This is a genomic window from Paenibacillus profundus (assembly GCF_021369635.1).
In the GTDB taxonomy this organism is placed as follows: domain Bacteria; phylum Bacillota; class Bacilli; order Paenibacillales; family Paenibacillaceae; genus Paenibacillus_B; species Paenibacillus_B profundus.
This window is the reverse complement of the sequence record NZ_JAJNBZ010000022.1, coordinates 90,542-102,482: the sequence shown is the minus strand read 5'-3', so window position 1 is coordinate 102,482 and position 11,941 is coordinate 90,542. Positions and strand designations below refer to the sequence as shown.

6 protein-coding genes and 1 riboswitch are annotated in these 11,941 nt (G+C 51.7%); of the genes, 4 read left to right on the top strand and 2 right to left on the bottom strand.

What is annotated here, in order from left to right; genetic code table 11:
- Positions 1–403: 403 nt before the first annotated feature.
- Positions 404–919, bottom strand: a complete 516-nt coding sequence (locus LQV63_RS21890; RefSeq protein WP_233698300.1) for a helix-turn-helix domain-containing protein — start codon at positions 917–919, stop codon at positions 404–406.
- Positions 920–1,023: 104 nt separating this feature from the next.
- Positions 1,024–1,113: riboswitch (cyclic di-GMP riboswitch) on the top strand.
- 88 nt (positions 1,114–1,201) lie between these two features.
- Between LQV63_RS21890 and LQV63_RS21885 the strand changes: the two genes are divergently transcribed.
- The 4 genes from LQV63_RS21885 to LQV63_RS21870 all read left to right on the top strand — a co-directional run bounded on the left by LQV63_RS21885 (position 1,202) and on the right by LQV63_RS21870 (position 10,963).
- Entirely contained in the window at positions 1,202–1,912 is a 711-nt protein-coding gene (locus tag LQV63_RS21885; protein WP_233698299.1) for a 4'-phosphopantetheinyl transferase family protein, read from the top strand.
- A 24-nt stretch (positions 1,913–1,936) separates the two neighbouring features.
- A complete protein-coding gene (locus LQV63_RS21880) occupies positions 1,937–8,683 on the top strand; it encodes a non-ribosomal peptide synthetase (RefSeq protein ID WP_233698298.1) in 6,747 nt (2,248 codons plus the stop codon).
- Positions 8,684–8,816: 133 nt separating this feature from the next.
- On the top strand, positions 8,817–9,176 hold the full coding sequence (locus LQV63_RS21875) for a protein kinase (protein ID WP_233698297.1): 360 nt from the start codon (positions 8,817–8,819) through the stop codon (positions 9,174–9,176).
- Positions 9,177–9,316: 140 nt separating this feature from the next.
- Entirely contained in the window at positions 9,317–10,963 is a 1,647-nt protein-coding gene (locus LQV63_RS21870; protein ID WP_233698296.1) for a methyl-accepting chemotaxis protein, read from the top strand.
- A 220-nt stretch (positions 10,964–11,183) separates the two neighbouring features.
- Here LQV63_RS21870 and LQV63_RS21865 read toward each other — a convergent pair whose 3' ends face one another.
- Positions 11,184–11,915 carry a polymer-forming cytoskeletal protein gene (locus tag LQV63_RS21865; RefSeq protein WP_233698295.1) on the bottom strand — a complete coding sequence of 244 codons (732 nt, stop codon included), beginning with the start codon at positions 11,913–11,915 and terminating at the stop codon, positions 11,184–11,186.
- Between the last annotated feature and the right edge of the window lie 26 nt (positions 11,916–11,941).

Below are 11,941 nucleotides of genomic sequence, written 5' to 3'. Positions count from 1 at the left end.
TAGACCGTAGACCGTAGACCGTAGACCGTAGACCGTAGACCGTAGACCGTAGACCCGCATTCCGTAGACTGTATACCGTGGAACGTAGTGTTCAGGTCTAGGGTGCAGCAGCACCAAATGGAATAGGTAAATGGTAGGATAGAAAAATAAGACCGTCTGCTTCAGAGAGGCGGTCTTGTTTCTGTTCTGGAAAAGGGCGGAAACGTTAGTGTTCACATTTTTATCACATTATCGCTATCGCTCATGAAAACAACATGGAACTGGATAATTGTTCTGCTCCAAAGCGCATTGTATCGCACAAAAAAACTTAAAATAACCGAAAATTCATCATTTTTTGACATAAGTTGATTTGCATTGTCGAAAAATCGAAAGTAAAATGAAGGTAGGCGTTTAAGTTTTCATCTTAACGTTCCGATGTATTATATGGGTCTTGAGTTGGATGTTCTATCTGTTTCTCAAGTTTATAACCATGTTTTGTATACTTTAGACCTAATCGACGCAGCATGTCGCGAATGCCAGTGCGTGACATTTCAAGATGAAATTCTGACTGCAGCAAGGCATGAATATCGCGCATGCTCCAATGAGAAGCACCTTGAGCAGAAGGCGAAGGAGTGGAGATGATGCGGCGAATCAATTCTCGTTCCTGCTCCGGAGACAGCAACCTTGGTTTGCCTGGAGCGAGGCTGCGGGCAAGTAAATGCTCCATGCCACCTTCGTTGAACAGCTTGACATAAACGGATACGGATTGGCGATGGATGCCCAACTGCGCGGCTACGTCTTTGGCGAAAGCACCGGACATGATGAGTTGGATGGCCCGCACTCGATTGGCGAATTGAGCATCGTCCAAGCTGGAAGCCAGTTGTTCTAGTGTTGGCTCGTCCCAGCCATGATTGTTGGAGATAGATAGTTTTTTCATCATACTCACTCACTTGAGATTTTATTTTAGTATAGGTCTTCATGAACAAAGGTATTCATTTCCAGTGGGTGGATGTGTAAACAAATACGTATGAAAACCGAAATATAACTTGATAAAGGCAAACTTATCGAAAGGTAAGGACGCAAAGCCTCGGGCCTAACATCCAGCAAGCGGATTATGGCGGCCGGGTTGCCATTCTATGTTGCGGTACATCAACATTTATTTGGTGACGAGGCTATTGGGGACAATAGTCTTTTTTTTTGCGTTTAGAGGATGAATCGGATTATGAATATTGTCTTGTTGAAATTGGAGGGTGGTTCTCCTCACGATGAGATGAACCGGCTGATTGATAGACTAATCCCGCATATTACTCCTGAAAAATACAAAAGACTGGACAGGCTCCGTAAGCATAAGGAGCGGCAGCGCTTGGTCGTCGCGGATATTCTGGTCCGCAGTCTGCTTTGTCGAAAATTGGGACAGCGAAACGATGAGCTTGTTTTTCGCACCAATGAATACGGCAAGCCCTATCTTAAAGGGAATCCCGTTTATTTCAACGTCTCCCATTCAGGAAATATCGTCGTGGCTGCGGTTGATGATGCGCCAATCGGAATTGATATTGAACGAATGAGAGAGTGGGATATGGATGTGGCTCGTCTTATATGCGCGCCGCGCGAGTGGGATATGCTCACATGTACAGACGGTGATCGCGCGCGCCAGGAACGGTTCTTCACCATTTGGACGGCGAAAGAGAGCTGTCTCAAGGCGATCGGAATGGGGTTCGGCATGCTTCCGAGCTTGCTCGAAATCGTGACAGAAACCGCTGCTGTACCGCATGGCGATCCCGTATGGAGTGTTGACGATTACTATGTAAAACAATACTCCGGGGTTGAAGCAGGCTATAGTATGGCGGTTTGTGCACAGCATGCAGAGTTCACCAAGCAAGTAGAATACATAACAGTGGAACAATTGACTCATCGATTTATGATTTATCGTTGAACGAGATAAAGGAGTGGACATAGATTGGCTTCAATTCAATTGACAGTGGAAAAGTTGGCCGGACACGACGCACATTCTTTTGAGCTGCCGGCGGATACGGTACGCCTCTTGACCGAGCGTTCGAGCGAGCATTCCGTCAAGCTGGAATCCGTTATTTGCGGGGCTTGGGCTGCACTGCTTTCCCGGTTTTACAACTCGGAACAAGTGGCCCTTCATGTTGTGGGATCGGAGAACGGCAAAGGCGCTCATACCATAGTTAGCCAGAGCGACGTAACGATAGCTGGCATCGTGAGCATTCATGACAGTCTGTCGTCCTGCGCTGACACAGTGAGCATGACTTGCTCAGCAGCATTAGAGGACGGTGGCGTTGCGACTTATTGCTGGTGCGGCGCCGGAATCTGTCCCGAGCTTCCGAAGGACCAAGACGTAAGCGGGCTGCACGGCAGATTTCAATATGCTGGCGCAGATGGTGTGACATCACCGATATTTACGATTTATTATGAACAAAATCACTTCCAGCAAACGACGATAGAACGGTTGGCGGTCTACTTCATGCAGCTCCTTCAAGAGGCGGCACGGCATCCGCAGAAAACAATCGGCGAGTTGGAAATGCTGACGGAACAAGATAAACGACAGTTGATTCATGATATGAACCGGACGCAAGTGGAATATCCGAAGACTTTCACGGTACAGGCACTGTTCGAACAGCAGGTGCTTCAAGCTCCAGACCGAGTTGCTGTTGTGGAAGACGAGCGGGAGCTCACATACCGGGAATTGAACAAAAAGGCGAATCAATTAGCCCGCCGTCTGCGGAAGCAGGGGGTGACCCGTGAGCAAACCGTCGGTATTATGGCAGAGCGAACCGCGGAAATGGTCATAGGGATACTGGCGATTTTAAAAGCAGGAGGAACTTATGTCCCCCTAGATCCCGATCACCCGCAGGACCGCATTCAATACGTATTGGAGGACAGCGGCACTCGATTGGTACTGACGAGCCGGTTAGCGGCCGATTATTTACCCGGCGCAATCGAACGCGTCATCATCGACGACCCGGATCTTGCCACTGAGCTGGAGGATAATCTGTCCCCTGTCAATCAGCCGGAGGATCTTATCTATATCATTTACACATCAGGCTCGACAGGCCGGCCGAAAGGTGTGATGGTAACGCACCGCAATGTCATCCGGCTGGTCAAACATACGAACTATGTGAAGTTCGGCCAAGACGATCGCATCTTGCAGACGGGATCGCTGGTGTTCGATGCATCGACCTTTGAAATCTGGGGCTCGCTCTTGAACGGATTGGGACTGGTGTTGGTTGATAAAACGACGATATTGGATGCAGAGCAGCTGGAACAAGCCATTATCCGTCACGGCGTGACGATTATGTTCCTGACGACGGCGCTGTTCATTCAATTGGTGGACCGCAACCCGCGCATATTCGCTCCGCTCCGCCAACTGCTAGTCGGTGGAGAACTGATGTCGCCGAAGCATTTCTACCGCGCGGCGAAAGAGTGTGCGCCAATCGCGATATCCAATATTTACGGCCCGACCGAGAATACGACGTTTTCCACCTCTTTCGAGCTAAAGCACGAGGTGGATGGGACGATACCCATCGGTACACCGATTACGAACTCGACTGCCTATGTCGTGAATGAGTACGGCAAGCTGCAGCCAATAGGGGCGGTAGGCGAGCTGTGGGTCGGCGGCGAGGGCGTTGCGCGCGGCTATTTGAATCAGGAGGAGCTGACCCAGGAGAAGTTCATCGATAGCCCATTTGTGCAAGGGGAACGGATTTATAAGACGGGTGACCTTGTGCGGATGCTGCCGAACGGCAGTATTGAATTCGTAGGCCGCAAGGATCACCAAGTGAAGATTCGCGGCTATCGAATGGAGCTCGGTGAGATTGAAGCGCAAATTCATGCTCACGAGCAAGTGACGGAAGCGATTGTCATCGACTTTGAAGAGACTCCGGGTCAGAAGGCGCTTTGCGCCTATATCGTGGCGGAAGGCGAGATGTCGGCGGTCGAAATCCGGGAGTATCTGTCACAGCATCTGCCGGAATATATGGTGCCTGCCTATTTCATGTTCCTGGACCGGATGCCGCTTACGATTAACGGCAAGATCGACCGGGCGAAGCTGCCGCAGCCAGAGAAGCGGGAGCGGGCTGCCGCCGGCTATACGGCGCCTGTCAGCGAGACGGAAATCAAGCTCGCGTACATGTGGGAGGAACTGCTCGGCATCGCGCCAATCGGAACGAAGGACCATTTCTTCGAACTGGGAGGGCACTCGTTGAAGATGGCTCAGCTGCAGGCGAAGATTGCGGCCGCATTCCGTGTCACGCTGTCCTTCAAGGAGCTGTTCGCGAATCCATTCATCGGCAAGCTGGCCGCGCTGATCGATGAGGGCGAAGCAGGACGGTTCGAGGCGATTGAGCCAGCGGAAGCGAAGCCGCATTATCGTCTCGCTCCGGCGCAGACGCGTATGTTCGCGCTGCAGCAGCGGGGCGGAGTCGGCATGGCCTATCACATACCGCTCGTGTACCAGGTGAAGGGCAAGCTAGACGCCGGACGGCTCGAGCAGGCGCTGAATCGGCTAGTGGAACGCCACGAAGCGTTCAGGACCTCGTTCCATTGGGAGCAGGATGAAGTTATCCAGAAGGTGTGTGCTCACACCGGCTTCCGGATGCGGCTCATCGCAGCGGAAGGCCGCACCGCAGCGGAGCTGGCCGACGAATTTGTCCAGCCCTTCCAACTGGACGAGGCGCCTCTGTTCCGGGCGGCATTGGCCAAGCTCGGGGAAGATGATCATGTTCTCCTGCTGGACATCCACCATATCGTATTTGACGGCACGTCGCTCAGCATCTTTGCAGAAGAGCTGTCGGCACTGTACGAGGGCAAGGATCTTACGCCAGTACGATTGCAGTATAAAGACTACGCTGAATGGCAGTCGCAGCGGAAGCAGGATATTTCCGCACATGAAGGGCATTGGCTGCGCGTGCTGGAGGGAGAGCTTCCGGTACTGGAGCTTCCAGCCGATTCCCCGCGTCCGAACGTGCAATCGTTCGAGGGGGACATCGTGCGTGTGACACTGCCGGCTGAAGCGGCTGCAGGCTTGAAGCAGATGGCCCTTGACCAGGGAACGACGCTATATATGGCGCTGTTGTCCATTTACAACGTGCTGCTCTCCAAATATGCGGACAAGGAAGACGTCATCGTCGGCTGTGCGATTGCTGCACGTACACATGCTGATCTGAACCGGATGATGGGCATGTTCGTCAATACGCTGCCGATTCGAAGCTACCCGGAAGGTGAAAAAACGTTCGCCGCTTACTTGGAAGAAATGAAAGATACTCTTCTGTCGGCGTACGAGCATCAGGATTATCCGCTGGACAGCTTGATCGATCGTCTGCAGTTGAAGCGGGATGTGAGCCGGAATCCGCTGTTCGATACGGTATTCGTCATGCAGAACATGGGGGATACATCGCTCCAGATGGGAAACGCAGCATTCGTGTCGGTACCCTACCACAATGGAACGTCGAAGTTCGATTTGACGCTGGAAGCGGTTGAGAACGAGGAATCATTATCGCTTAACTTCGAATTCTGTTCGAAGCTGTTCACGCGGGCAACGGTGGAACGGATGGCCGAGCATTTCGTGCAGCTGGCTGCACAAGCGGCGGAACAGCCGAAGCGCAAGATCGGCGAGCTGGAGATGATAACCAGACAAGAACAGCAGCAGCTGATTCACGAATTCAATCAGACGGAGGCAGATTATCCGCGTAATTCCACTGTGCATGCTCTGTTCGAGGAACAGGCGCGCATCACGCCGGGGCGCATCGCGCTGGTGGCGGGTGAACGGGAGCTGACGTACGGAGAGCTTAACGCGGAAGCGAACCGGTTGGCCCGGTATTTGCGGCAGCAAGGGACGAAACCCGAACAACCGGTAGGTCTGTTCACGGAACGGACAGCAGAGATGGTTATCGGCGTGCTCGCGATTATGAAGGCGGGTGGAGCTTACGTTCCGATCGATCCCGATTATCCACAGGAACGGATTCAGTATTTGCTGGAGGATAGCGGCGCTGCTATCGTGCTGACAAGCGGACATTTGGCTGAGCGTCTGCCAGAAGGCTTGCAGCGCATCGGCTTCTCCGATCCGGAGCTGTCCCATGAATCGATAGATAACCTGGAGCATGTGAATGATGCAGACCATTTGATTTACTTGATGTACACATCTGGTTCCACAGGCAAGCCAAAAGGAGTTATGGTCACACATCGCAACGTCGTTCGCTTGGTGAAGAACACGAACTTCGTGACGTTTCAAGAGGATGACTGCATTTTACAGACGGGCTCGCTCGTATTCGATGCTTCGACGTTTGAAATCTGGGGAGCGCTGCTGAATGGACTTCGGCTCGTGCTGGTGGATAAGACGACGATCCTGGATGCAGAGCAATTGGAGCGCGCCATCGCTCAGCACGGCATTACAATGATGTGGCTCACTTCGCCGCTGTTTACCCAGCTGGTGGAGAAGAATGAGCGCCTGTTCGCACCGGTACGGACGTTGCTCGTCGGCGGAGATGTCTTGTCGCCGAAGCATATTTATCGTGTGCTGCACGCGTGTGCGCCGATCGCGATTGTGAACGGCTACGGTCCGACAGAGAACACCACCTTCTCGTGCTGCCACCAGATTACGGAGGGACGGGACGGCTCAATCCCGATCGGGATGCCAATTGCGAACTCGACAGCTTATGTGGTGAACGGCTACGGCAAGCTGCAGTCGATTGGCGTGGCAGGCGAGCTGTGGGTCGGCGGCGACGGCGTGGCTCGCGGCTATTTGAACCGAGATGATCTGACGCAGGAGAATTTCATTGACAGCCCGTTCATTTCTGGCGAGAAGCTGTATAAGACGGGGGACCTTGTGCGGTGGCTGCCAGACGGCACCATCGAGTTCCTTGGGCGTAAAGACCATCAGGTCAAAATTCGCGGCTATCGGATGGAATTGGGCGAAATTGAAGCGCAAATCCGCAGCCACGAGCTGGTGAAGGAAACGCTCGTTACGGATATCGAGGAATCAGCGGGGCAAAAGGCGCTGTGTGCGTACATTGTGGCTGAAGGCACATTGACGGCTGCTGACATCAGGCAGCATCTGCTCTCACACCTGCCGGATTACATGATACCGACCTACTATGCGTTTTTGGAGCAGATGCCGCTTACGACGAACGGGAAAATCGACCGGGCGAAGCTGCCGGCGCCGTCGAAGCAGGAATGGACCGCGACGAACTATGTGCCTCCAGCCAATGACACTGAAATGAAGCTGGCGGATATGTGGCAAGAGCTGTTAGGGATTGCAGCGGTCGGAGTGTGCGACAACTTCTTTGAACTGGGTGGCCATTCCTTGAAGGCTATCACGCTCGTTGCCCAGTTAAAGCAGGAGTTCGAAGTCGATGTCAGCGATATATTTGCCTATCCGACGATTCGGGAGCTGGCACAGCATATGAAGTATCGGCCGAATCATATGAAGGACAAGCTGGAGCAGATTCGGGAAGCCTATCTGCACGCAGCATCCGTTGAAGAAGACAAGGCGGTAAGCGAAGGGTGGATTCAATACCGGAGCCGAAATGAACGGTATGGCCGAATGGATCTATCGGAACGAGCGCGATACCGCAATGTGCTGCTGACCGGAGCGACAGGATATTTGGGGGCCTATTTGCTTCGTGATCTGCTCGTCTGCACAGACAGCAAGGTTACTGCTGTTGTTCGTGGGGAGTCTTCCGAACAGTCGCGGCAAAGATTGAACGATAAGCTTGCTTATTATTTCGGACCTTCCTTGGCGCAGCAGCACGGGCATCGAATTGTGGCAATCAACGGCAATTTGAGTGAAGAGCGCCTTGGACTGGAGGAGGACGTATACTCCAAGCTGTCGGACGAAGTTGATTGCATCATTCATGCGGCCGCTAATGTGAAGCACTACGGACATTATTCCGAATTTGTGCTGAACAATGTGACCGCGACGGAGCGCTTGTTGGAATTAGCCGCTGCAGGGAACAAGAAGGAGTTCCACCATGTGTCGACGATGTCCGTCGGGATGGGGACGATCGAAGGAGAGTCTGAGATGCTGTTTACCGAAGACGATCTGGACGTCGGCCAGCGGCATGATAACTATTACGTGCAGACGAAGTTCGCGGCAGAGAAGCAGGTGGAGCAGGCCCGGGAGAACGGCGTGAATGCCAACATTTATCGTATCGGCAACATCGTGTTCAACTCCGAGAATGGCCAATTTCAGGAAAATATCCATGACAATGGCTTCTATAACACGGTGAAAGCCTTCATCGGGTTAGGCGCGGTTCCAGAGGCCGGACAGGATACAGATTTGTCTTACGTAGATCAAGTGAGCCGGGCCATCATTACGTTATTTGACAAGCCTGCACTGCATAATGAGACATTCCATATTTATAACCCGCATCGCATCGGCATGTCGGACATGCTTGCGAAGCGGCCTGAATTTTCCGTCATGCCGCTGCCGATGGATCGCTTCTTGGATTATTTGTTCGAGCGCTACGAGCAGAAGGCGGACAGAGAAGCGGTGGAGAACGTCATGCTGCACAGCGGTTGGATGGACGAGGGAACGGCACAGACCTCATTCGTTCATGCCGCCGAGCGGACGACGGCCGTGCTGGGCTATCTCGGGTTCGCTTGGACAGCACCGGGAGATACGCAAATTACGAGCATGCTGAACCATTGCCGCGAAGTAGGATTCCTGTCGTACCCGGACAAGTGAATCGGTTGCGAGACTACGTATGGGAGGGATGGCATCGAGAATAGAGACAACCGATAGCAGTATGAAAGAGCACTAGCGAATTTGAGCAATAGACGTGGTTATGGAACCACTACATTAGAGGAGGAACGATACGATGTTTGAAGCAAATTATAACGCAGCAAAAAACCGTGTATACGTTAAGCTTGAAGGTATGATGGCGATGGACGAGGCAAAAGATTACGATAAAGCCGTTCGTGACCAAGTGGATAAAGCTAAGGAAGGGTACACGTTCTGCATCGACATGGCGAATGCGCAACCGGCACCTGCGGAAGTAAACGATTATTTGATAGGCTTGCGTGAATATATGGCGCGCAAAAATATTAAAGGTTCCGCGATGATCGTAAGCTCCGCGTTGACGAAGCTTCAATTGTCCCGGTTAGTTAAAGATCTTGGGGGCGCGTACGGCGTGTCGCAAAGCATTGAGGAAGCGGATCGCTATTTGGATACCCTCTAGGAAGCAATCATTGATTCACGTTTCATAGAAAGCATATTGGAAAAAAAGACTTGCCCGTTTTCGGACGGGGAGTCTTTTTTATCAACTGAACATCGTTACGTGCCGGTATGGCACTCTATTACAAAGAAGGTGAGATCGCAATGAAACCTCAGTCAATCAACGAACGAATTCGAACATTATGGAGTCGCTGCTTTCAATCGCTTCTAGCACGCATCTTATTGCCAATCAGCCTGTTGACCCTGCTTGTCATTCAGGCGACTTGCTGGGTAAATATAGGTTATATGAAGAACATCATCAACGATCTCATGGTGGAAGATACGCAGACGGTGGTGCGGCAAATCGGCAAGCTCGTAGTGGAACACAGCGGTGAAAATCCGAAGGCCGTTTTGAATACAGTAGCTTTCAAAGATCATAGCTATGCTTTGCTCGTAAAAGACGGAAAAGTCGTCGCACGGGCAGGCATAGGGCTGTCAAAAGAGGAAGACGATTTAAGTTCGCTCTATACGGGAGAAAAGCATGAAATGTACCTTGATACCGGGTTAGGGGGCTACGCTTTTGCTGCCAAAGCAGGAGAGTACACCGTCATTTCCGTGGGCGATTTCGATGACTTTGATAACGGACTTAGTAATTATAAATGGATTATGTATGCCGTCACGGTCGGGGCTTTGGTAGCCATCGCAGGGGTAACTTGGCTGCTTGTGAGGAGATTGTTCGTCACTCCGATTCAGAGTGTGTCCTACACCATTGAACATATTGGCGAAGGTGACTTTACAGATCGTGTTGCTTTAGATACGTCTCGTAAAGATATTTGGGGAGCCGTTGCACGCAGCTTCTCGGGCATGAGGACTAATCTGAAGAGCTTAGTGGATCATGTCGTAGACACGAGTGAGAAGATTACGCTAACGTCGAATGAGTTCGCGATAAGCTCCCAAGAAACGAGTAAATCGTCTGAACAGATTACGATATCGCTGCAAGATATTTCGATGGGTGTCGATGAGGGTTCCAAGAAGCTGGCTGAGGTCAGCCAAATGATTGAGGACGTTACGATGGCGATTGGAGAGGTCGATCAAGTAGTCAAAACGATAACCAATGAATTTGCGAAAGCCAATGACAAGGTCGTGCTTGGAAATGACATCGTAAACCAGACGGTTGGCCAAATGAATCAGCTGTCTGAAAATGTTGAATCCAGCTCGAAGATTATGCACAATTTGGAGCAGAAATCGGGTAAAATCGGTGAAATTATAAAAATTATTACCGACATTGCCGGACAGACGAATTTACTTGCTCTCAATGCTGCGATCGAAGCGGCGCGAGCAGGGGAGCATGGCAGAGGGTTTGCCGTTGTAGCCAACGAGGTGCGTGTTTTGGCGGATCAATCGAACAAGGCTGCAATGGAAATTCATGAAATTATATCGGAAGTTCAATCCGAAACGGTAAAAGCGGTCGAAGTGATGGACAAAGGCAATCAGTTCGTCAAATCGGGGATTGGCAGCGTGAATGAGACGGGCGACGTATTCCATGCGATGGTCACCATGATGCAGGAAATATCCAATCTGGCCAGCATGGTGGAGGCTATTGTCCAAGAAGTGAATACCAGTTCGCAAGAGATGCTCGGGCAAGTGCAGGGCGTCGCCCAGATTTCCGAAGAATCGGCGGCTAGCGTCCAATCCATCGCTGCTGCAACGGAAGAACAAAATGCGGTGATGGAAGAGTTGGCTAGCTCAGCGGAAGAATTTAAACGGATGTCACATGGCCTGCAGGAGGCCCTTGGCAAGTTCAAGTTTTAATGGTTGTTGAACCAATCATTTTTTAGAGAAAGGAGAGAACCGATACTCATGATGGGTATCGGTTCTCTGCTTAACCTGCAGCTCATCCCGCAGATTGTTTCTGTAAGTCGCTACGGCTTGCAGAATGAGCACTGGATAGTGCCGAAATCGTAATTCCACTCGTCATGCCGAGCGAACGCAGGAACTCACGTCGAATTGGCCGAACCGCGCAACTTTCTTGTTACATTTGGATGACCGAGTTGATGACGCTATCCTGATCTTGATAGAAGTGATGACGATACTCGACGCGCCCGATCTCGCAGCCGGGGCCAAGCTTGACGTGATTGCCACGCACGATGGCTGCGGTCGTATGCTCAAGCTCGATATGGTCTCCTTCAATGACATCGGCGGTCAGCCGCGCATCAGGCATGACTTGGAAGATGCCCGGAATAAATTTGAGCATATTGGTGATTCCGCTTCCCTTGCGGACCTTGATGATCTCGCCGCCAATTTCCTTTGCGTGGCAGTTCCAGTTGATGCGTAAATCCATGCTGCCCACATTGAGCAGACCGCACACTGCAAAGGAACCGACTGCGGAAAGGGTCTCAACTTCGCAATCGCCTTGCACCTCGATCGAGCCCCTCAATTTCAATCGTTCGCCTTGCAGGCTGCTGCCGATATTCACCATACCGCTGATGCTCGCCTCCTGCACCTTCACACCACCGGTAAAGTCGCCTTGTCCCTGAACGATGAGCTTATGCGTAAGCAGGCTTCCTTCCATCTGTGAAGTGCCGCGAATCTTCATCTCCTCGGACTTCACGTGGCCATACACCCTTACCGTTCCCGCACATGTGAACAAGCGGCATTCGATATTCCCGTTCACCTCTCCGTCGCCCAAAATGCTGACTTTGTCGTATATGCCTCCTCCAGAGCTTGATGATCCCATTATTTTCAAATGCTGCCGCTGTTCCATTAGCGAACCTCCCGATTAACCATATG

Bases quoted from the DNA above. Each gene is read 5' to 3' on its own strand.
- LQV63_RS21890 (WP_233698300.1), bottom strand. From the start codon at position 919: ATGATGAAAAAACTATCTATCTCCAACAATCATGGCTGGGACGAGCCA.
- LQV63_RS21885 (WP_233698299.1), top strand. From the start codon at position 1,202: ATGAATATTGTCTTGTTGAAATTGGAGGGTGGTTCTCCTCACGATGAG.
- LQV63_RS21875 (WP_233698297.1), top strand. From the start codon at position 8,817: ATGTTTGAAGCAAATTATAACGCAGCAAAAAACCGTGTATACGTTAAG.
- LQV63_RS21870 (WP_233698296.1), top strand. From the start codon at position 9,317: ATGAAACCTCAGTCAATCAACGAACGAATTCGAACATTATGGAGTCGC.
- LQV63_RS21865 (WP_233698295.1), bottom strand. From the start codon at position 11,915: ATGGAACAGCGGCAGCATTTGAAAATAATGGGATCATCAAGCTCTGGA.